This window comes from Propionicimonas sp. (assembly GCF_049840635.1).
Classification (GTDB): Bacteria; Actinomycetota; Actinomycetes; order Propionibacteriales; family Propionibacteriaceae; genus Propionicimonas.
Map to the genome: position 1 here is coordinate 789,372 of NZ_JASGKL010000005.1, position 21,998 is coordinate 811,369.

The 21,998-nt window shown below is 71.9% G+C and carries 17 protein-coding genes and 1 tRNA gene; 10 read left to right on the plus strand and 8 right to left on the minus strand.

The window, feature by feature from the left end:
• Positions 1-160: 160 nt before the first annotated feature.
• From QM779_RS09615 to QM779_RS09625, 3 genes are read left to right on the plus strand one after another with little or no spacing between them, the layout of a single operon-like run.
• On the plus strand, positions 161-709 hold the full coding sequence (locus QM779_RS09615; RefSeq protein WP_428534591.1) for a hypothetical protein: 549 nt from the start codon (positions 161-163) through the stop codon (positions 707-709).
• 39 nt (positions 710-748) lie between these two features.
• On the plus strand, positions 749-1,306 hold the full coding sequence (locus QM779_RS09620; RefSeq protein ID WP_428534593.1) for an NUDIX hydrolase: 558 nt from the start codon (positions 749-751) through the stop codon (positions 1,304-1,306).
• A 4-nt stretch (positions 1,307-1,310) separates the two neighbouring features.
• Positions 1,311-2,216 carry a cation diffusion facilitator family transporter gene (locus QM779_RS09625; protein WP_428534595.1) on the plus strand — a complete coding sequence of 302 codons (906 nt, stop codon included), beginning with the start codon at positions 1,311-1,313 and terminating at the stop codon, positions 2,214-2,216.
• 34 nt (positions 2,217-2,250) lie between these two features.
• On the opposite strand, the gene QM779_RS09630 is transcribed toward QM779_RS09625, so the two are convergent.
• The 6 genes from QM779_RS09630 to QM779_RS09655 all read right to left on the minus strand — a co-directional run bounded on the left by QM779_RS09630 (position 2,251) and on the right by QM779_RS09655 (position 10,600).
• Positions 2,251-2,964 carry a copper homeostasis protein CutC gene (locus QM779_RS09630; protein WP_428534597.1) on the minus strand — a complete coding sequence of 238 codons (714 nt, stop codon included), beginning with the start codon at positions 2,962-2,964 and terminating at the stop codon, positions 2,251-2,253.
• 291 nt (positions 2,965-3,255) lie between these two features.
• The gene (locus QM779_RS09635; RefSeq protein WP_428534599.1) at positions 3,256-4,638 is read right to left on the minus strand and encodes an MFS transporter; all 1,383 of its coding nucleotides are present in this window, start codon (positions 4,636-4,638) and stop codon (positions 3,256-3,258) included.
• Between the two features lie 116 nt (positions 4,639-4,754).
• Positions 4,755-6,236: a hypothetical protein gene (locus tag QM779_RS09640; protein WP_428534601.1), complete on the minus strand. Its 1,482-nt coding sequence runs from the start codon at positions 6,234-6,236 to the stop codon at positions 4,755-4,757.
• Between the two features lie 189 nt (positions 6,237-6,425).
• Positions 6,426-8,048, minus strand: a complete 1,623-nt coding sequence (gene groL / locus QM779_RS09645; RefSeq protein ID WP_428534603.1) for a chaperonin GroEL — start codon at positions 8,046-8,048, stop codon at positions 6,426-6,428.
• A 733-nt stretch (positions 8,049-8,781) separates the two neighbouring features.
• Positions 8,782-9,894, minus strand: coding sequence for a sensor histidine kinase (locus QM779_RS09650; protein ID WP_428534605.1), 1,113 nt, complete (start codon positions 9,892-9,894; stop codon positions 8,782-8,784).
• Positions 9,895-9,907: 13 nt separating this feature from the next.
• Positions 9,908-10,600 (minus strand): response regulator, encoded by a 693-nt coding sequence (locus QM779_RS09655; protein WP_428534607.1) that lies wholly within the window; start codon positions 10,598-10,600, stop codon positions 9,908-9,910.
• 62 nt (positions 10,601-10,662) lie between these two features.
• On the opposite strand from QM779_RS09655, the gene QM779_RS09660 reads away from it, so the two are divergent.
• Positions 10,663-11,163, plus strand: coding sequence for a hypothetical protein (locus tag QM779_RS09660; protein ID WP_428534609.1), 501 nt, complete (start codon positions 10,663-10,665; stop codon positions 11,161-11,163).
• A 46-nt stretch (positions 11,164-11,209) separates the two neighbouring features.
• Positions 11,210-11,599 carry a VOC family protein gene (locus QM779_RS09665; RefSeq protein ID WP_428534611.1) on the plus strand — a complete coding sequence of 130 codons (390 nt, stop codon included), beginning with the start codon at positions 11,210-11,212 and terminating at the stop codon, positions 11,597-11,599.
• 39 nt (positions 11,600-11,638) lie between these two features.
• On the opposite strand, the gene QM779_RS09670 is transcribed toward QM779_RS09665, so the two are convergent.
• Positions 11,639-11,923: a DUF3263 domain-containing protein gene (locus QM779_RS09670; protein WP_428534613.1), complete on the minus strand. Its 285-nt coding sequence runs from the start codon at positions 11,921-11,923 to the stop codon at positions 11,639-11,641.
• Here QM779_RS09670 and manA point away from each other — a divergent pair.
• From manA to QM779_RS09690, 4 genes are all read left to right on the plus strand, one after another.
• Positions 11,922-13,250, plus strand: a complete 1,329-nt coding sequence (gene manA, locus QM779_RS09675) for a mannose-6-phosphate isomerase, class I (RefSeq protein WP_428534615.1) — start codon at positions 11,922-11,924, stop codon at positions 13,248-13,250. The two genes, QM779_RS09670 and manA, sit on opposite strands and share 2 nt — an antisense overlap.
• A 969-nt stretch (positions 13,251-14,219) precedes the next feature.
• A tRNA-Thr gene (locus tag QM779_RS09680) sits at positions 14,220-14,292 on the plus strand.
• A gap of 66 nt (positions 14,293-14,358) precedes the next feature.
• Positions 14,359-14,964, plus strand: a complete 606-nt coding sequence (locus QM779_RS09685) for a class I SAM-dependent methyltransferase (protein WP_428534617.1) — start codon at positions 14,359-14,361, stop codon at positions 14,962-14,964.
• A 40-nt stretch (positions 14,965-15,004) separates the two neighbouring features.
• Positions 15,005-15,409, plus strand: coding sequence for a pilus assembly protein CpaE (locus QM779_RS09690; RefSeq protein ID WP_428534619.1), 405 nt, complete (start codon positions 15,005-15,007; stop codon positions 15,407-15,409).
• A 21-nt stretch (positions 15,410-15,430) separates the two neighbouring features.
• On the opposite strand, the gene QM779_RS09695 is transcribed toward QM779_RS09690, so the two are convergent.
• Positions 15,431-16,171 (minus strand): DedA family protein, encoded by a 741-nt coding sequence (locus tag QM779_RS09695; protein ID WP_428534621.1) that lies wholly within the window; start codon positions 16,169-16,171, stop codon positions 15,431-15,433.
• 213 nt (positions 16,172-16,384) lie between these two features.
• On the opposite strand from QM779_RS09695, the gene QM779_RS09700 reads away from it, so the two are divergent.
• On the plus strand, positions 16,385-17,479 hold the full coding sequence (locus QM779_RS09700) for an ABC transporter ATP-binding protein (protein ID WP_428534623.1): 1,095 nt from the start codon (positions 16,385-16,387) through the stop codon (positions 17,477-17,479).
• Positions 17,480-21,998 lie beyond the last annotated feature (4,519 nt).

Genomic DNA, 21,998 nt, shown 5'->3' on the forward strand with positions numbered 1-21,998 from the left:
CCCGGCCCCAACTCCCCCGCCGGCCCCCACTGCGCCGCCGGCCCCGGTTGCCCCGCCGACCTCCACGTCGCCGCGCGTCGCCACGGGCCGGTCGGCCACCGCGGCCGCCCCACCGAAGGGACGCGGGCCCGCGCACCCCCGGCGCGGCCGCCGGGTGGCCGTGGCGTCCGTGCTCGCCGCGAGCCTGCTGATGATCGGGATCCTCAGCGCGCTGCCCGTCCTCCCCGCGACAAACCCCTCCGCCTCCGCCAGTGCGAGCCGAGGGCCGATGGAGGTCGTCACGGTCACCCCGTCCGCGCCGGCGAGCGCCGCAGCCGTGGACGTCACCGGCGGCGACGTCGGCACGGGCATCGACTTCTCCGCGCCCACCGGCACCGGAACCCTCACCGTCACCCGCGCGACGTGGACCGACTCCGGCGAGGTCGCCGCCCCGGAGGGCAGCCGTTACCTCGTGCTGGAGGTGACCGTCGCGTGCACCCACGGCAGCGTCCCGGTCGACCCGATCCTGCTGCCCGCCACCGTCGCCGCGGGGTCCGTCCTGCCGGGGTTCGGGCCGAGCCTGGATGCGCCGCTCGGCGGCCGGCAGCTGACGGCCGGCCAGCACGTCAAGGGCCAGGTCGGGTACGTCCTCGTCCCCGGGTCGGTGGAACTGCACGTCCTCGACGAATCGCTGCGCAGCCTGGCCGTGGTCCGGATCCCCGCACCATGAGCACCCCGCGAACGAGCCACAGATCGTGAGCACCGCATCGTGAACGAGCCTTTCCGCGACCGCCGGTTCCGGCCGGTCCCCCCGGCCGAGCGTCCACGGCGGCACCGCAGCGCCGCACGGGTCGTCGTCACCGACGGGACCAGCGTGCTGATGCTCGCCGACACCGACCCCGGCCTGCCGGGCTCCCGCTGGTGGGTCACGCCGGGTGGGGGCATCGACCCGGGTGAGACGCCCGTCGGGGCGGCCGTCCGCGAGCTCGGCGAGGAGATCGGCCTCGACGTCACCCCCGAGCGGCTGCTCGGCCCGGTCGCGGTCCGGACCGTGGTGCACGGCTACTCCGACCAGGTGCTCAGCCAGGTCGAGCACTTCTTCGTCCTGCCCGTGGCCGCGCCGTTCGAGCCCCGCCAGGACGGCCTCACCGCGGACGAGCTGATCACTCTCGCAGGGTGGGCGTGGCTGCCCCTGACCGGCCTCTCCGCGCAGCCGGAGCCGGTGTGGCCGGCGAACGTGGCCGAGCTCGTGGCGCTCGCCACCCGCCCGGACGCCTGGCCGCTCGACCTCGGCACCGTGGAGGAGTCGACCCTGCCGGTAGAGTGAGCGCGTGCAGGACGCGCCCCTCCCCGCCGCCGCCACACCACAGGACCCTCGCTTCCTCGAGCGTTACATCTGGCTCTCGATCGCCACGGCCGTCGCCACCGTCACGATCAAGGCGGTCGCCGCCTGGCTGACCAACTCGGTCGGCCTGTGGTCGGACGCGATGGAGTCCACCGTCAACCTCGTCGCGGCCCTGGTCGCCCTGTGGGCGCTGCGCCTCGCCGCCAAGCCGGCCGACTTCAACCACGACTTCGGCCACGGCAAGGCTGAGTACATGTCCGCGGCCGTCGAGGGCAGCCTGATCTTCGTCGCCGCCGCCGTGATCATCTGGGGCGCGGTCGTGCGCCTGTTCAACCCCGTCCCGCTCGAGCAACTCGGCCTCGGCCTCGCCCTGTCGATGCTCGCCACCCTGCTGAACCTGGGCACCGGCCTCCTCCTGCTCCGGGCCGGGCGCCGGCACCGCTCGATCACCCTGGAGGCCGACGGCAGGCACCTCCTCACCGATGTGTGGACCTCGGTCGGCGTCCTCGTCGCGATCGGACTGGTCGCGCTCACGCACTGGCAGGTCCTCGACCCGGTCATCGCCCTGGTCGTGGGCGCCAACATCCTGCTCACCGGCTACCGGCTCGTCCGCCGCTCTGTCGTGGGGCTGCTCGACGCGGCGCTGCCCGACGAGGAGGTCGCGATCGTGTCCGCCGTCCTCGCCGACGTCTGCGACGACCCGGGCGTGGAGATCACCGAGCTGAAGACCCGCGAGTCCGGACGGCAGCGGTTCGTGTACGCGACGCTGTCGGTGCCGGGCTCCTGGACGGTCAAGCGCAGCCACGATGTCGCCGACGAGGTCGAGAACGCCGTCAGCGCCGCGCTCCCGGACACCACGACGTTCGTCCACATCGAGCCCGGCGCGGGCTGACTCCACTCGCCGGAAGGTGTGAGGCCGGGAGCGGTCAGGCCGGGACCGCGGGGCGGTGTCGCACCTCGTCGTCGATCAGCGTGCGCCACGACCGGACGAGGCCCTCGTCGACGTAGGCCTTGTATGAGCCCCCGGGACGGGCCGGCTTGCCGATGTGGAACGCGTGGACGCCGGCCCGCGCGAGCCACGGGACGTGATCGGGCTGCAGCCCGCCGCCGGCCATGATCACCGACGCCGCCCACGGATCGGCCTTCGCCCTCGCGAGCAGGTCCCCCAGGCCGTGCTCGACGTTCCTCGCCGAGCCGGCGGTGAGCACCTGGTCGAGCCGCGGGAGCCCGGTGAGCGCCGCCCAGGCCCTGTCCTGCTCGAGGCACGCGTCGATGGCGCGATGGAACGTCCATGGCCACGTGCCGTCGGACACCAGCTCCGCGCAGACGCCCGCGTCCACGTCACCGAGGCCGTTGAGGAAGCCGAGCACCATGCCGTCCGCGCCGGCGTCGGCGTACGCGGCCATCAGGCCGCGCAGCCGGACCGCCTCGCCACCGTCCGTGCCGAAGCCGTCCCGCAGCCGCACCATCACCCGCACCTGGATACTGGTCGCCCTGCGCACCTGCGCGACCAGCTGGGGGGTCGGGGACATGCCGCCGTCCTCCAGCGAGCCGCACACCTCCACGCGGTCGGCACCACCGGCCTCGGCGCGTTCGGCGTCGGCCGGGTGCAGCGCGATCACCTCGAGCAGGCCGCTCATGCCTCCATGATCGCTGGTGCCGGCCCGCGGCTCGCCCGCGACACGCTGATCGGGCTCCCGGCGCCACGTCCGCGCGGACGCGTCCACCTTGTGGTGGACGGATCCTCGCGAGTTCGCCACAGAACCGTCCACCTTGTGGTGGACGCGGCGGGGTCCACCACAACGTGGACGCTTCGTCGCGACTTCACCACACTTCCGTCCACCTTGAAGCGCCGCGCACTCCCGTCCACCACAACGTGGACGCTTCGTGGCGAGTTCACCACACTTCCGTCCACCTTGTGGTGGACGGGATCAGTCGGTGGCGGGTGCGACCGAGTACGCGGCGGAGTCGACGGCACCGTGGGGCAGCCGGGTGGACGCGAGCAGCATCAGGGCTGCCGCGACCGCCACCGCCACGAAGACCCAGGTGGACGCGGCCACGATCGTGGCGTAGTCCTCCTCGCCGCGGCCGGCGGAGATCACGTTGTTGGCGATGGCGCCGAACACCGCGACGCCGACCGCGCTGCCGGCCGAGCGGGCGAACACGTTGAGCCCGGTCACGACGCCGCGCTCGTTCCAGTCGACGGACGCCTGCGCGGCGATCAGCGACGGCGCGGCCGTCCAGCCGAGTCCGAAGCCGATCACGAACGCGACGGCGGCCACCGTCCACGGGTTCGGGTAGGGGCCGGACGCCGCGAGCGCGATCGCGCCGACGAGGGCGATCGAGCTGCCGGCGAGGACGGTCGTCCGGTAGCCGTGGCGCAGATACATCTTCCCGGCCTGGGACGCGGCCAGCGGCCAGCCCAGGGTGAGCGCCGCGACGGCGATGCCGGACACGAGGGGGGCGACCTTGAGGGCGTTCTCGAGGTAGGTGGGGACGTAGCTGGTCACCCCGATCATCAGGGCGCCCACACCGAGGGAGACCAGCGTGCAGGTGAGGATCAACGGCCGGGCGAGGATCGAGAGGTCCAGCACCGGCTCGGCTGCCCTCCGCTCGACGGCGGGGAAGGCGACGAGCGCGGCAATGCCGATGCCGAAACTGAGCAGGCTCTGCCAGGACAGCCAGGACCAGGCGTTGCCACCCTCGAGGAGCGCGAGGATCACCGCGGTCAGCCCGATAGTGAGCAGCGCCGCGCCCGCGTAGTCGATCCGATGCGGCCGGCGCTCGAGCTTCTCGTGGTAGGACCGGACCAGCGCCCACGCGGCGACCAGGCACAGCGGGACGTTCACGAAGAAGATCCACCGCCACGACACAAACTGGGAGAAGATGCCGCCGAGCGCCGGACCGACCACAGACGACACCGCCCACACGCTGGCGATGTAGCCCTGCACGAGGGCGCGCTCCGCGACGCTGTACAGGTCACCGACGATGGTCATCGTCATCGGGGCAGCGGCCCCGGCACCGAGGCCCTGGACGACCCGGAACGCGATCAGCGAGGACATGTTCCAGGCGAGGCCGGCCAGGATCGAGCCGAGCAGGAAGAGCGCGACGCCGAACAGGATGACCGGCTTGCGTCCGATGGTGTCGGCGAGTTTGGAGTAGAGCGGGACGGAGACCGCCTGCGCGAGCAGGTAGACCGAGAACAGCCACGGGAACTGGTCGAACTCCCCCAGTTCCTTCACCACCGAGGGCACGGCCGTGGCCAGGATCGTCGCATCGATCGCGATCAGGCCCGTCGTGAGCATGAGCGCCATCAGGACAGCGCCCCGCTCCGACCTGAACCCGACTGTCGTCCCTCGTTCGCCGCTCACTCCCACCTGCAATGCCGCGGGGGCACGTCGTTATTCCGGGCGCGAGGCCTGGGGACGGTTCACCCGCACCCGGGGCGGACCCGGAACAGCATCACGGGTCCGGGGCCGGAGCCGGGGTCGTCGGGATCACTGAGCGCAGCAACGGCCACCAGGCAGTCCACGAGGCGACCTCCCGCCTCGCCGTTCTGCGCGCTGGTCAGCATCTCGGGGTGGTCCACGACGTCGACGATGCCACGCTCCCGCAGATAGCCCAGGATGTCCCCGCGGGCTCCCGCGGCGGCAGCACGGTCGTCGACCAGCCCGTCGAGGTTGGTCACGACCGCTCCGGACACCACCGCGAGAATGCCGGCGTTCCACGAACCGAGCCGGGTGATCGACGCGTCCTCGTGCACCTTCTGGGCGGCATGGAGGACTCCCCGCTGCCACGGCCAGAGTTCGCGCTCGAACTGGGCCGTCGTCGCCAGCAGGCTGACCGCCGCGAGCACCGGCAACGCCACGCGAACCAGGCGGGGCGCACCCAGCGAGCCGACCGCGACGAAGACCAGCGCCACCGGGGCGACCAGGGACGCGATGTACCAGGGCTGCACCCCCTGTCCGGCCACCGAGTAGAGGCCGCTGTAGGCGACAACGGCGAGCAGGCAGGCGAGGGTGATCGGCTCGGCGAGCAGTCGTGGTGTCCCGCGCCGACGGACCACGAGGATCGCAAAGCCGAGGACGAGCAGGAAGACGGCGATGTAGGCGGGGCCGACCACGTCCGCGAGGAGCGACCGGGTCTCGCCGGACCACCGGAGCTTGGTCCGGACGCTGGTCTGCAGCAGCGCGCCGGATGTGACCAGGGTGTGCAGGAGCGTTGCGACGAAACCCGTCGCGCTCCCCCGCAGGACCGCACCGGCCCGACGGAGTCGCGGGTCCGAACCGGGCGAGCGGTGGATGAGGCACGCGACCCAGACCAGTGCGGGCAGCAGGACGGCGTCGCTCCGCGCCAGCGCAGCGGCGAAGCCCACCAGGAACGGGCCCACCGCGGCAGCGCGTCCGCGGGGCGCACCGCCCGACACCACGAAGAGGATCGCCGCCGCCCCCAGCACCACCAGTGGCGCCTCCATCATCATCGGACTGAGCAGCACCACGGGCGGGCTGACGAAGACCACCAGCGCCCACCAGCCGGCCGCCGCGCCATAGAGGCGTTGGCCGGCACGGATCGTGAGCGCTGCGGCCGCGCCGAGGCAGACGGACGCGACCGACCCGATGAGCCTGAGCATTCCCACCCAGTCGTCACCGGCCACGGGCAGGACCAGGTACGCCAGCGCGACCAGGTACTCGTGGAGCAGATGGAACCCGGACGTGACGGCGGTGCCGTCGAAGGTCCACGCGCCCAGCGCCACGCGGTTCTGCGCGAGCTTGAGGTAGTAGAACGCGTCGTCCGGCACGACCGTGATGGCGAGGTCGGGTCGGCCGGCCACGTACCAGACCCGGGCGAGGCACAGGGCGGCCACGCCCACCGCGGAGAGCCAGGCGAGCCGCGTGTCACGCGTGGTCGTCACTCGGCCTTCCTCCGTCGGCTGCCGAGCCGTCTACGGCCCCGCCTTCGCGAGCATAACCGGCGGGACCCTCGCCCGGGCGGAAACCTCCGACCTCGTGGCCCGGACGTCCCGCGCGGGCCCTCCGGTGGGGACGCAGAAGAGGGCGGCCCCTTTCGGGACCGCCCTCTCGCGTTTGTCGATCGGCTGGACTCAGAAGTCCATGCCACCCATGCCGCCGTCGCCGGCGGGCATCGCCGGGGCCTTCTCGGGCTTGTCCGCGATGACGGCTTCCGTGGTGAGGAACAGCGCGGCGATGGACGCGGCGTTCTGCAGCGCCGACCGCGTGACCTTGGCCGGGTCGATGATCCCGGACGCAACCATGTCGACGTACTCGCCGGTGGCGGCGTTCAGGCCCTGGCCCGCAGGAAGGTTCGACACCTTCTCCGCCACGACGCCGCCCTCAAGGCCGGCGTTCACGGCGATCTGCTTCAGCGGCGCCGAGCACGCGGAGAACACGATCTGCGCACCGGTCGCCTCGTCACCGACGAGACCCGAGACGTCCGCCTTGGCCGCAGCCTGCAGCAGCGCCACGCCACCACCGGGGACGATGCCCTCCTCGACGGCAGCCTTCGCGTTGCGAACGGCGTCCTCGATGCGGTGCTTGCGCTCCTTCAGCTCGACCTCGGTGGCCGCGCCGACCTTGATCACCGCAACACCGCCGGCCAGCTTGGCCAGCCGCTCCTGCAGCTTCTCGCGGTCGTAGTCGGAGTCGGAGTTCTCGATCTCGCGACGGATCTGCGCGACCCGGCCCTGGATCTGGTCGGCCTCGCCCGCCCCGTCGATGATCGTGGTCTCGTCCTTGGTCACGAGCACGGAACGCGCCCGGCCGAGCAGGTCGAGGGTGACCGCGTCGAGCTTCAGGCCGACCTCCTCGGACACGACCTGGCCACCGGTGAGGATGGCGATGTCGCCGAGCATGGCCTTGCGGCGGTCACCGAAGCCCGGGGCCTTGACGGCGACGGACTTGAAGGTGCCCTTGATCTTGTTGACGATCAGGCCGGCGAGCGCCTCGCCGTCCACGTCCTCGGCGATCACCAGCAGCGGCTTGCCGGACTGGACGACCTTCTCCAGCAGCGGCAGCAGGTCGCGCAGGCTGGAGACCTTGGAGTTGACGATCAGGATGTACGGGTCGTCGAGGACGGCCTCCATGCGCTCCGGGTCGGTCACGAAGTAGCCGGAGATGAAGCCCTTGTCGAAGCGCATGCCCTCGGTGAGCTCGAGGTCGAGCCCGAAGGTGTTGCTCTCCTCGACGGTGATCACGCCCTCCTTGCCGACCTTGTCCATGGCCTCGGCGATGATCTCGCCGACCGTGGTGTCCGCGGCGGAGATGGACGCGGTCGCAGCGATCTGCTCCCGGGTCTCGATGTCGACGGCCTGGTTGCCCAGCTCGTCGACGATCGCGGCGACGGCCTTCTCGATGCCCTTCTTCAGGCTCATCGGGTTGGCGCCGGCGGTGACGTTGCGCAGGCCCTCGCGGACCATCGCCTGGGCGATCACGGTCGCCGTGGTGGTGCCGTCACCCGCGACGTCGTCGGTCTTCTTGGCGACCTCCTTGACCAGCTCTGCGCCGATCTTCTCGTAGGGGTCCTCCAGCTCGATCTCCTTGGCGATGGACACGCCATCGTTGGTGATCGTCGGCGCGCCCCACTTCTTCTCCAGGACCACGTTGCGGCCCTTGGGGCCGAGGGTGACCCGCACGGCGTCGGCGAGGGTGTTCATCCCCCGCTCCAGGCCGCGGCGTGCCTCGACATTGAACTCAATCAGCTTCGCCATGTTGTGTTGGCAATCCTTTGGCGTCTCGGGGGGCTTCGCCCCACGGATGGACTTGTCAGGGTCTTCGCCTCGATGCCCGCGACGGACGATCCCAGGGATCTCATCGAGTCAGACTGGTGGCACTCTCAGCCTGAGAGTGCTAACTCCATGTCTAGCACTCACCCACCCCGAGTGCAAACAATCTTCAGGGAGTTGTCCGGGCGGCGCTCCCCCGAAGGAGCGCCGCCCGACGCGCGGCCTCCACGGTGTCAGCAACCGGGTGCTCGCACGATGAGGGGGTGCCACCTCCGGCCCGCGCCCGCCAGGCTCGGGCCGGAGGCGCCAGGAGGTGTCGCCGGAGGATGGCGGTCCGGGCCGACGGCCTTCACTGGCGGCCGGCTCGACACGAGGGCGTCCGATGGCTGCAGGCTAGCCACTCATCCCGGACGCCCGGGCGGAGCCGGACCGGCCGTGGCCGGCGGGAACCGGCCACGTCCCCACCTCATCGCGCCCGCCTTCAGGTCCGGTCGAGCGATCCTCAAGATCCGGTCAAGGCGCCGCCGTCCGCCGGGTGCCCCGAAACGCGCAAACGCTCCCGAAGCGCGCAGAAGCTCCCGAAATTTCGGGAGCGTTTGCGAATTTCGGGAGCGTTTGCAACGGGTGAGACGGGACGGGCCCCGCAGCCGCCGCGTCGGGGTGGCGGCCGCGTCGCGGGTCGAGCGCGCAGTAGTGGGGCGCGTGCCTGACCGCAGGGTCAGGACGGCAGCGTCAGCGTGAACACCGCGCCGTGGCCGACGCCGGAGCTGGCTACGGTGAGCGTCCCGCCGTGGGCCTTGGCGATGGCCGCGCTCACGGCGAGGCCGATGCCGGTGCCGCCGGAGTCCCGGCTGCGCGCCGCGTCCGTGCGGTAGAAGCGGTCGAAGACCCGCGGCAGGTGCGCGGCGTCGATGCCGTCGCCGGTGTCGGTGACGGTCATCGCCGTCCCCCCGGCCACCGGGGACGCGGCGAGCGTCACCCGGCCACCGGGCGGGGTGTGCCGCAGCGCGTTGGAGAGCAGGTTCGCCAGCACCTGGCCGATCCGCTGCGCGTCCGCGTCGACCTCGCCACCGGGCTCGCCCTCCACGACCAGCGCCACGCCCTTGCGGGCGAACTCCTCCGCGGCGGCCGACCGCGCGTCCTCGAGCAGGTCGGCCACCCGGCAGGGCGCGGTGTGCACCGACAGGCCGCCCTCGGCGTCCGAGATGTCCCGCAGGTCGCCGGCGAGCCGGGCCAGCCGTCCCGCCTGTTCGGAGAGGGTCGACAGCGTCGCCTCATCCGCGTCGCGGACGCCGTCGGCCAGCGCCTCCACGGTCACCGAGAGCGACGCGATCGGCGTGCGCAGTTCGTGGGCGAGGTCGGCCAGCAGCCGCTGTCTGGCCTCCTCCGCGTCCCCCAGCTGCGTGGCCATGGTGTTGAAGCTGGAGGCCAGGAGCCGGATCTCCTCGCCCGCGTCGGGTCCCGGCTCGACACGCCGGGCGAAGTCGCCGGCCGCGACCGCCCGCGCCGCACCGCTGAGCTCGCGCAGCTGCCGGCGCAGCGGACGGACGGTGGCCAGCCCGATCGCCACCGCGACCGAGGCCGCGACGACGATCGCGACGGCCAGCGAGAGCCACAGCGCCCGGAGGAAGGCGCCCTCGACGAAGTGGAGCTGGTCGGCGCTGTCCAGCGGCCCGTTCTCGACGAGGTCCTGCTCGAACAGTCCGGGGGCGACGCTCGTCGTCACCGCCGCCACCGTGACCAGGAGGACGACGCCGACCGCGAGCTGGCCCAGCAGGAGCCGCCCGTAGAAGGTGCGGGTGAACCGCTCCCCCGGCCTCAGCCCGGGCACCCGCGCCCCGCCGTCATCCCGCGCCCATCCGGTAGCCGACCCCGCGCACCGTGACGACGTAGCGCTGCGTCGCCGCGTCGTCGCCCAGCTTGCGCCGCAGGTTGGCGACGTGGACGTCCACGAGGTGGTCGTCGCCGGCCTCGCCCCACACGGTCTGGATCAGCTGTCGCCGGCTCTGGGCGAGACGCGGCCGCGCGGCCAGCACGCTGAGCAGGTCGAACTCGGTCGGGGTCAGCTCCACCGGCCTCCCGTCCACCCGCACGACCCGGGCGGACGCGTCCACCTCGAGCGCACCGAAGCGGCGCACCGGGAGAGGCGCCTCGTCGGCGCCGGTCCGCGGCCGGCGCAGCATGGCTTGGACGCGGGCGACCAGTTCCCGGGCGCTGAACGGCTTGGTGACGTAGTCGTCGGCGCCGACCGAGAGCCCGATCAGGACGTCGACCTCGTCGGTGCGCGCGGTGAGCATGATCAGGTAGCAGTCGCTGAACGTCCGGATCCGGCGGCACACCTCCACCCCGTCGAGCCCCGGCAGGCCGAGGTCGAGGATCACCACGGTAGGGTCGAGCCGTCGGGCGAGTTCGACGGCGGCCAGGCCGTCGCCGGTGACCGTGGTGTCGAAGCCGGCCCGGTCGAGGTAGGACGCGACGACGCCCGCGAGCACCTCCTCGTCGTCGACGACGAGCACGTGGCCGAGCTTCGCGGTCATGGCTGCCTCCCCGGCCGCCAGCCTAGTGTCGCGACGCCGCGGGGCAACGGCAGAATGGGCGCATGCCGACGGCCCCGCACCCAGAGCGCGCCTCGCGGGTGCGCCCCGCCCACTGGGTGCGAGCCGCGGGCAACGCGATCAACCTGTCCACGGGCGTGGGGCTCGTCGTCGCCCTCGCCGGGCGGGCCAGCGTCCGTCGGGGGCCGGAGGCCCTGCTGGTCGCCGAGGGGTACCGGCTCCCGCTGCCGCGTGCGGGGGCGTTCACGGTGGGGAACGTGGTCGTGGTGCCACGCGGCCTGCTGGCCGGCGTCGAACTGCGGCAGCCCGGGACGCTCGCGCACGAGGCCGTGCACGCCTGGCAGTATTTCTGGTGTGCGGGGCTGCCGTTCCTGCCGTTGTACGGGATCGCGTCGGGGTGGTCATGGCTGCGTCGCGGCGACCCGGCGTCGGGGAACTGGTTCGAGCGGGGCGCGGGGCTGGTCCGGGGTGGCTACACCGAGCGTCCGGTCACCAACGCGGGGCTGCACCGGATCGCCGCAGCGCTGCGTCCGCGGCGGGCCTGAACGGGCAGGGGTTGTGGCCGGCGCCCTTCCGGGCGAGGATCGGGGCATGTTCCGCACACCGCAGGTGGTGCTGTTCACCAAGCGGATCGAGGCCGCGGCGGCGTTCTACCGCGCCGTCGGCTTCACCGAGGTGTTCCGGGAGCCCGCCGAGGGGAAGGCCGTCCACGTCGACCTCGAACTGGACGGCTACCGGATCGGGCTGGCCACCGAGCGTTCCGCCAGGGAGGACCACTGGCTGGAGCCGGTCGCGTCCGGGCAACGGGCGGCAGTGGTGCTGTGGACGGACGACGTCCGGGCAGGTTTCGACCGGCTCGTCGAGCTGGGTGCTGAGCCCGTGCACGAGCCGTCGATGTGGCTGGACCGGCTGCTGATCGCCTGGTTGACCGATCCGGACGGGCACCTGCTCCAGGTGGTGCAGGAGGCGCCCACCCGCTGACGTCCTCTTGGTCGACCCGGGTCGCAGCCCGGGGAGGTCTCAGGCCTTCAGGTTCACGCCGAGGCGGCGGGCCGTGCGCTCCTTCTGGCGGGCGGCGCGCAGCCGGCGCAGCCGCTTGACCAGCAGCGGGTCGTGGACCAGCGCCTCTTCGGTGTCGATGAGGGCGTTGAGCAGCTGGTAGTAGCGCGTGGGCGAGATGTCGAACCGCTCGCGGATCTCGGACTCCTTGGACCCCGACAGCGCCCACCACTGCTTCTCGAAGTCGAGCAGGGCGGCCTGCTGTTCGGAGAGGGCGGCGACCGGGGTGGCCATGGGGTCGGACATGGCCTCAGCGTACCGCGCGAACAACATCGATGTCATTCGTCCGTTGCGGGCGGTCGACGGGCCCGGTCGGGTCCCTCTCCGCTCTTGGCTAGACTCGACGACGGCCTGCGCGCCGAGAACGAGAGTCAACAGTGAGGATGCTCGATGCAGTTGCTGCACGGCACTGTCCAGCACTACGCGTGGGGAACCACCGACGCCATACCGGAGATCCTCGGCATCCCCGCCGACGGCCGTCCGTTCGCGGAGTACTCGGCTGGGCGCCCATCCCCTGTCCCCGTCCGAGGTGGACGGGGAGAAGCTGGACGCGGTGATCGCCGCCGAGCCCTGGCTGATCGGTGAGCCGAGCCGGAAGGCGTTCGGCGACCAGCTTCCCTACCTGCTGAAGGTGCTGTCGGCGCGGCACGCGCTGTCGCTGCAGGTGCACCCGTCCCGCGACCAGGCCCGCGAGGGCTACGACAGGGAGAACGCGGCGGGGATCGCGATGGACGCGCCGGAGCGCACCTACCGCGACGACTGGCCGAAGCCGGAGATCCTCGTCGCGCTGGACGAGTTCCACACCCTGTCCGGCTTCCGCGACCCGCGCCGGACCGCGTCCCTGTTCGAGGCCCTCGGGGTGTCGGACGAGCTGTCGAGCGTGATCGGCCCGCTGACCGAGCGCAAGGGCTCCGCCGCGCTGGCCGAGGTCTTTCTTGACGTGCTCAGCCTGGACGGGGAGCGCGCGAAGCTGTCCGAGCTGGTCTGCGCGGCCGCGATGCGGCACAAGGACGACGAGGGCGAGCTCGGCGACTTCGCCCGTACCGTCCTCGAACTCGACGAGGTGTTCCCCGCCGATCCCGGGATCCTCGCGGCGCTCCTGATGAACCGGGTCGTCCTGCAGCCGGGCGAGGCGGTGTTCGTCCCCGCCGGCCACATGCACGCCCACCTGCGCGGGACCGGCATCGAGGTGATGGCCAACTCCGACAACGTGATCCGCGGCGGGCTGACCAACAAGCACGTGGACGTGGGCGAGCTGGTCAAGGTCGTCGACTTCTCCTCCGGCGAGCCGGAGGTGACGCGTCCCGAGGCGGTCGCGCCCGGCGTCGACCGTTATCCAACCCCCTGCCCCGAGTTCGACGTGTGGCGGATCACGGGCGCCGGCGACGGCGTCCCCGTACCCGGCGAGGGTTCGGCGCGCGAGCTGCTGGTGGTGTCCGGGGACGCGGAGCTGGTCGCCGGTGAGGATCGTCTGTCGCTCCCCCGGGGTGCCGCAGCACTGCTCGCTCCCGACGACGTCGTGGCCCTGCGGGGCGACGCGGTCGCGTTCGTGGCCGCGTCCGGCCTGCGCTGACATCCGCGGGTGACGGCCGTGCGGGACGACCTGGACCGCGCCCTGCGCAGGCTCGTCGCGTCCGGGGCGCGTCCCGTCGTGCTGATCGACGGCGGCGCCGGCTCGGGCAAGACCACGCTGGCGTCCTCGCTCGCCGGGAACTGGCCGGGTGAGGACGGCGTACAGGTCGTCGGGCTCGACGAGCTCTACCCCGGCTGGGACGGGCTGTCGGTGGCGGCCGCCGCTGTTCCGGACCTGATCACCGGAAACGGCTTCCGCACCTGGGACTGGGGGAGCGGGCGCGCCGGGCGCGTGGCGTCCCCTGGACCCGGCACTGCCCCTGGTCATCGAGGGCTGCGGTGCGATCACGCCCGCCAGCCGCGCGCTCTCCGGCCTCGCGATCTGGCTCGACCTGGACGCCCCGACCCGCCGCGACCGGGCGATCGCCAGGGACGGCGACCTGTTCGCCGTCCACTGGGACGACTGGGCCGCCCAGGAGTCCGCCCACTGGCTCGCCGACCACCCCCGGGACCTGGCCGACCTCGTGCTGCCCGGCGGGGCGGTGTGAGTTCGTCCACCGAACACGGTGGGTGAATCCACAGTGGGGTCGTGAGGAACGAGCGACCGCGTCACGAAGGGCGCCCACCGGGGCCTTCAGCGCCACCGCTCATATCCGAGAGCCACCGTTCGCGTCGAGAGCCGTGTCTGGACGAGGGCTGTCGACGGGAAGGGTGGCCCTCGGCGACCAGGGGTGGATCTTGCGCGGTACGAGGGGACGGTTCCTCCGTGCCGTCCGCGACGGCGGGTCACCGGGTGGCGGCGGCCCTTCGTGACGGCCGGCGGATTCGTTCCTCACCCGCCGGCCTCCTCAGGGACCGTTGATGCCCGGCGGGATGGTGTGAGTTCGTCCACCGAAGACGGTGGGTGGATCCACAGTGAACGCCGGCTGCCCGACTTTGGCACAATGGGGCGCCGGACCTCCGGGCCCGTGCCGCGTTAGCTCAGTTGGTAGAGCTCCGATCTTGTAAATCGGTTGTCGGGAGTTCGATTCTCCCACGCGGCTCTGTCCATGCCAGCGTCTCCGGCCCCGGCTTGCCAGAGCCGCGAGCCCGAACCTAGGTTCGGATCCGTGACCTACCCTCTCGGCCAGTGGCAGCAGATCATCGCCCGCGACCCCGGGCACTCGACCCGGTACATCGGGCGGTTCCGGATGCTCGCCGCGCAGGGGCACGACCTGTACGGGGAGGCGCGCCTGATCGACGCGATGGTCGGACGCGGCTCCGCGATCCTCGACGCCGGCTGCGGCCCCGGCCGCCATGCCGGCTACCTGGCCGACGCCGGGCACCGGGTGGTCGGCGTGGACGTGGACCCGACGCTGATCGCCGCCGCGCAGGCTGACTCCCCCGGACCTCTGTACGTCGTGTCCGACCTGGCCGGCCTCACGCTGCCCGCCGAGGCACCCCCTGCTTTCGACGCGATCCTGTGCGCGGGCAACGTGATGGGCTTCCTGCACCCGGACACCCGCGTCCCCGTGCTGGCGGGCTTCGCGTCCGTGCTCGCCCCGACCGGACGCGCGGTCGTCGGCTTCGGCGCGGGCCGCGGCTACGCCTTCGACGACTTCCTCGCCGACGCAGCGGCCGCCGGGCTCGCGGTCGAATCGCGTTTCTCCACCTGGGACCTGCGTCCGTTCACCGCCGACGCCGACTTCCTGGTGGCCGTCCTCACCCGCGCGTGAGCACCTCCCCACAGCCGGGGGCCAGGCGCATAATGCGGACGTGATCTCCGTCGACGTGGCCCGCCGGTTGCGGCTGGCGGGCGTCCGCTGGCGGCCCCGGTCGGGCGACCAGTTCGCCATCCGTTCCGCCGAACTCGACGGCGAGGTGTTCACCGTGGCCGACATGGTGGTCGAGGCCAGGGAGTACCCGACGGGAACCATCCTCGCCTTCAACGGGACGACCGAGTGGGCACTGGACTCGATCCAGCTCGAGCAGGCGCTGTGGCTGCCCAGGGAGGACCAGCTGCGCGAGCTGCTGGGGCCGGCCTTCCTCAGCCTGGCCAGGCACGTCACCGGCTACGAGGTGCGCACCAGCCGCCCTGACGGGACCGAGCTGTCCTTCCGGTCCGGGGACGCGGCCCAGGCGTACGCCGAGGCCGTGCTCGCGCACCTGGCGGCCGGCTGACGAACGCGACCCGGCGACCGGTCAGGCCTCCGTCGGACGCTTCCGCTGCGTCCGCACGTACTGGACGACGACCAGCACCAGCAGCGCCAGCGACACGTACCAGAGGTAGCTGCCGTAGGTCTGCATCACCGCGACGGCGGGCTCGCCGATCCAGTAGCCGGCGGCCAGGCACCCGCCGACCACGACCGCGGACGTGGCGAGCGAGACGGTGAGGAACTTCGCCAGGCTGGTGCCCGCCTCGCCCAGCACGGCGACGACCACGCCGCGGCCCGGGACACCGGGCACCATCGAGATCACCAGCGCCAGCGTCTCGTACTTGCGCGCGAACCGGCTCGCCCACTCGTTGGTGCGCCGCGCCCGCTCGGAGCGTCCCGACCAGACCTCGATCAGTTCGCGCCCCCACAGGCGCCCCGCCCACCAGTAGATCCAGTCGAACTTGACCAGACCGAGCGTGCCGAGCAGCCACACCAGCGGCCACCACGGGTCGCCGATGCGGGCCATCGCCCCGACCAGCACCGAACCGGACCAGGAGCCGAGGGAGGCGAGGACGTGCGGCGCGCTGCCCAGCAGCCCTGGACGCAGGATGTTGATCACGATCCCGTAGACCGCGACCACTCCGAGCCAGCTGAAGCAGGCGATGTCCGCGCGGGTCGGCTTGTGCTTCCAGGGCAGGGACGGGTCGTCCCACCACTCCCCTGCGGCCCCGGACGCGGGTTCCCCCGCCGGCTCGGTCGGCTCGTCGGAGGGCTGGTCTGCAGTCACGGCGCGAGCGTACCCGAGGCCGCGCGGCACCCCGTCCACGCCGGTTCCGGGAGCCCGTCCACACCGCCCAGGTGTCCCCCGTAAGGGGGAATGAAACGAGACCATGGCAGCGGCGTCCGGTTCGTGCGAAGATGGGCCCTGCCGCACCCGCGGCGCTTCGTTTCCACTACGGATCGTCGGGCACGTACCTGCCCGTGGAAAGGTGTGTTTGGCATGGCCACTGTCAGTTTCAAGGAAGCGACCCGGGTGTATCCCGGCGCTGACCACCCCGCCGTCGACAAGCTCGACCTCGAGATCGGCGACGGCGAGTTCATGGTCCTGGTCGGCCCCTCCGGTTGTGGCAAGTCCACGTCGCTGCGGATGCTCGCCGGCCTCGAGGAGGTGAACGCGGGGAAGATCCTGATCGGTGACCGCGACGTCACCGACCTGCCGCCGAAGGACCGGGACATCGCGATGGTGTTCCAGAACTACGCGCTGTACCCGCACATGACCGTCGCCGACAACATGGGTTTCGCCCTGAAGATGGCCGGCGTCCCCAAGGCGGAGCGTGACGCCCGCGTGATGGAGGCAGCCAAGCTGCTCGGCCTGGAGACCTTCCTCGCCCGCAAGCCGAAGGCCCTCTCCGGCGGCCAGCGCCAGCGCGTCGCCATGGGCCGCGCCATCGTTCGCCAGCCGCAGGTGTTCCTGATGGACGAGCCGCTGTCGAACCTGGACGCCAAGCTCCGCGTGTCCACCCGCACCCAGATCGCGGCCCTGCAGACCCGCCTCGGCGTCACCACCGTCTACGTCACGCACGACCAGGTCGAGGCCATGACGATGGGCGACCGCGTCGCGGTGATGAAGGACGGCGTGCTGCAGCAGGTGGACAGCCCGCTGACCCTGTACGACCGCCCCGCCAACCTGTTCGTCGCGGGCTTCATCGGCTCCCCGGCCATGAACCTGATCACCGGCGACATCGTCGAGGGTGGCGTGAAGGTCGGCGACTACGTCGTGCCGGTCGCCCGTGAGGTGCTGGCCAAGGCCGGCGACGAGAAGACCCTGGTGCTCGGCATCCGTCCGGAGAACTTCCGGATCGCCACCGAGGGCATCAGCCTCGACGTGGACGTCGTGGAGGAGCTCGGCGCCGACGGCTACGTGTACGGCACGCTCTCCGGCCTCGACGCCGACCAGAAGCTGACCGCGCAGCAGATCGTGGCCCGCGTCTCCGCCCGGACGCCACCGCAGCGCGGCACCGTCGTCAAGCTGAACACCGACACGGCGACGATGCACGTGTTCTCCGAGAAGACGCAGGAGCGCCTCAGCGCCTGACGCCCCGTCCGAACGCCTCCGTTCCCGCCAGGGAGCGGAGGCGTTCTTGCGTCCCGGCTCTCTCGCTGAACCGGCGGAACGATGGGGACGGTTCCGATCGTGCCGCCCGACGCAGAGCCCGGGACGGGGCTGGCGCGAAACCGGGGACGGCGCCGGACGAAGCCCGTCGCTCGCGTCCTCCGGCGAAGGCCACCTCTCACCATCGAGAGCCACCATTCCCGTCAACGGCCCCGGTCCGGACAAGGGCTCTCGACGCGAACGGTGGCTCTCGCGCCTGAACGGTGGCCGTCGATGTCTAGGCATGGGAAGAGTGCCAGAACCGTCCCCGATTGCGCGCCACCCCCATCTGGCGCGAAACAAGAACCGCCCCCTGCTACGCGCCAGACCGGCCGACGTGGTGGTGAATTCCTGCGGGGCGACACTCCGCGGACGCGCCGGAGGCGGACGCGGGGGTTCGACGTGCGGGGAATTGTCCCCGTACGGGGACTGATGGGCAGAAGTGCGAAGGTGAAAGCCTTGCGGCACGGGCGTGATTCTCCGCCGCCGTTTGTCCGGAGTGGACGACGTGCGGTGGGTGCAACGCGCGCCCCCCGATTCGTTCGGACAGCCATCCCAGCCACCGGAAGAGACTGCCAAACGCCATGCGTGGTACTGCCCTGCGCCCAGAACGGGTGCGCGCCGCCCTCGGCCTCCTGCTGAGCTTCGCCCTCGCCGTCCTCTCGCTGCCCCTGACAGCGCCTTCGGCCTTCGCCGACACCGACGCCGAACTCAGCATCGAGGCCTACGTCACCGGCCACCAGGGCGAGGTACCCACCGTCGCCCCCGGCGAAACCTTCAGCTACACGATCAACATCCAGTGCAGCGCGGAGAAGTGCACCAACGCCGAGGTCGCCGCGACGCTGCCCGCACCGCTGGTCTTCAGCGGCACGGACGCCGTCACCGTCAGCCCCGCGATCGCCACGACCACGATCGACGGCCAGGACCTCACCGTCACCTTCGACGACGGCGGCCTCGATGCCGGCCAGATCGTCAGCATCACCGTCAAGGCCAAGCTCCCGTCCGCCGCGTCCGCCGACGACAACGGCACGTCCGCCGCGACCACCTTCACAGCGAAGGCCGACAATGCGGACACGGTCTCCGACTCGGCCTCGGTCAACCTCGACATCCCCCAGCAACTCTCGGCGAGGGCGACCAAGTCGGTCTCGCCGACCACGACGCAGCCCGCGATCGCCGGACGCGCCGTCACCTTCACCCTCGGCGGCGCGAACACCTCCAACGTGCGCGTCGACGCGATCGTCATCGCCGACCCGGTCGACGTGGACGCGGCGAACCCGTTCGGCACCCTCGCCCTGACCGGCATCACCCGCCTCGACGCCCCCGCCGGCGCGGACCGCGTCGCCTTCTCCTGGTACGACGGCAGCGACTGGCACCACGGGGACGCGGTCGCCGTGCCCGATGACCCGTCCGACCTGCTCGACGGCATCGACCTCGCCACCGTGCAGGGCGTCCGGTTCACCTTCACCAGGAACGGCGGGACGCTGCCCGCCGGTGACCCGGCAACGATCGTCCTGGCCACCGCCGCCCGCGACGGGGTCTTCGACAGCCTCGCCCAGGACGAGCAGGTCGATGTCGTGAACAAGGCCTCCGCCACCGTGACGCACGGCTCCGAGGACTCCTCCGACACCGCCAAGGCCACGGTCACCTTCGAGAAGAAGGCCGTCCACGTCGACGTCACCAAGGCCTTCGACGGGGCCTCGCTGGTCGCCGGCAGGTCCACCACCACGACGATCACAGCCGACACCGGCGTGATGCCGACCTCCACGCTGACGATCACCGAGCCGGCCGCCGGCGAACCCGACCTGACCGCGCAGGGGCTCACCTTCGGCGCCTTCGTCACCGACAGCAACGCCGATGCCCAGCTCACCTGGCCGGACGGTGCCAGCTCGGCGTCGATCACCTACACCTACACCGACGGCACCACCGAGACCCTCGAGGGCACCGACCGGCACGCGCTGCCCGCGCCCACGAAGTCGGTCAGCCGATTCAGCGTGACGTTCTCCTCCACCGACACCGACGGCATCGAGCCCCACGCGGAGGTCGTCCTCCCGTTCACCGTCACGGCCAAGGCCGTGACCGTCGAGGACGGCACCACGGCGACCAACACCGTGGCCGCCACCGTCACCGGGAGCAGCGGCTCCGCGTCCGACACCACGTCCGCCGACCTCGCCCTGCTGCCCCAGCGGGTCCGGACGAGCCTGGACAAGGCGTTCAACCGCTCGGCCATCTGGGCCTCGGCCGGCGCAGCCGCCACCGTCCAGCTGACCGGCAAGGTCTCCTCCGACTCGACCATCGGCTCCGACCACCTCACGATCACCGACGACAACGCCACCTTCTGGGACCACGTCGACCTGACCCGGATCCTGCCCACCGACGTCCCCAGCAACGCGATCCTGACGCCCGAGTACTGGGACGGCACCGCCTGGCAGCAGCTGGTCGCCCCGATCACCGGCCCGCAGGACGGCTGGTCGCTGCGGCTCACCGCCGCGCAGCGCGCCCAGGTGCAGGGCCTCCGGTTCGTGTTCACGCCGAAGACCGACGGCGACCTCCTGCCGCCCGGCTTCACTGTCGTCCCCCGCTTCGAGGTGGCGCTCCGCCAGACCCTGCGCAGCGACGACACCGTCTCGGCGACCGTCGGCACCGACACGCTCACCAACGAGGCCACCTCCGAGGTGGCCAACGACGACGCGATCCTCCCCGTCGTCACCGACGAGGCGTCCGACGACCTCACCCTGAAGCCGGTCGGCGGCGGCGGCGTGGGCGGCGTGGACCTCGCCGAGAAGTCCTGGCTCGACCCCGACACGGGCGCCGAGGACACCAACCCCAGCATCTCCGCCCTCTCCGACGAGCAGCGCACCGCCTCGCTGCGCTGGGGCACGGACGGCCTGATCCTGTCCAGCGTCGAGGTGGTGGACGACCCGCACTACGCGTCGATCGCCGGTTCGGCCTACGACGCGTTCGACCTGGTCAGGATCCGCCCCATCACGACAGCCCTCGACCCGTCGATCGCCACCGACAAGGTGACCACCGTCGAGCTGTACCTCGACGGCTCCGGCTGGACGGACGTCACCGCTGCGGCCTGCCCGTCCGCCGCCGCGTGCGACGGCGGGTTCCCCGGCTACGAACTGACCGCCGCGCAGCGGGCGTCCACGCTCGCCGTGCGGATCACCTTCGGTCCCGGCAGCGCCAGCACCACCGACGCCGTCACCAGCTCCGGCGACGCCCACGACCGCCGCCTGCTGCTCGACTACCGCCTGCGCCGGACGCTGCGCAGCGACTCCTCGACCTACGTGCTGGGCACCAGCCACCCGCACACCTACAACTCCGGGGACCCCGGCGTCGTGCGCAACACCGTCCAGGTCACCGGGACGCTCACCACCCCGCTGGCCGACGGCACGGCCCGCATCCAGAGCCTCGACTCCGCCGACATCACCATCTACGACCGGCCGTTGAACGTCAGCTTCACCAAGACCCTCGACCAGACCGCTCTCGGCATCCCGCAGAACGCGACCGACACCTGGCCGCTGGTCAGCGCCACCCTCAGGGCCACCAACAACACCGCAAGCGGCGTGCCCGAGATCGACATCACCGACCCGGCGGACGCGGGCTCCACGGCCTGGTACCGCTCGTTCAACCTGTACCAGATCGAGCTGGGCACCCTCCCGGAGGGCATCACGGCCGACGACGTGTCCGTCGTGCTGACCCGGCTGGCCGGCGGGCACAGCACCAGCGAGACCCTCACCTACGCCCAGGCGCTCGCCGCCTCCGCGTCCGACCTGGCCGACGTCGTGGGCGTCCGCGTCGCCTACGGGGACGCGGACCACCTCGCCGACGCCTCGAAGGGCCTGGTCCCCACCGACACGACCGTCGAGGTGGTGCTCACCTACCAGCTGCGCGCCACGCTCCGGGCGGACGACGGCGGCGACGGCGACCCGATCGCCGCCACCGACGACGTCACGAACAGCGCGCGGGCGTCCGTGATCAGCGCGGGAGGGATCGGCTGCTCGGCCGAGGTGACCGACTGCGACTCCCCGACCGCGACCGACTCGGGCTCCCTCGACATCGCCCAGCCGACCTACACCGTCGCCGCGGGCAAGGTGATCAGCTCCTCGCAGCGGTACGAGGACCAGTCCACCAGCTACACGCTCACCCTCACCGGGCAGCCCACCGGCACCGCCCGCACGCAGCTGCTCACCCTCACTGACGCGACGCCGACCTTCTGGAACGCGTTCGACCTCGGCGCCACCCCCGTGGTCACGCTGCCGGCCCCGACCAACCAGCTCCGGATGTGGGTGCTGACCGGTGTCGACTACGGGCTGGACGGCAGCACGCTCGTCGCCACCTGCGCGGGCAGCTCCGACCTGAGCGACTGCTGGCACGCCGACTCCTGGCGGGACGCGGACGCGTCCGGCAAGGTCGCCCCCGCCCTTCCGTCGGGCATCGACGCGGCGCAGGTGCGCGG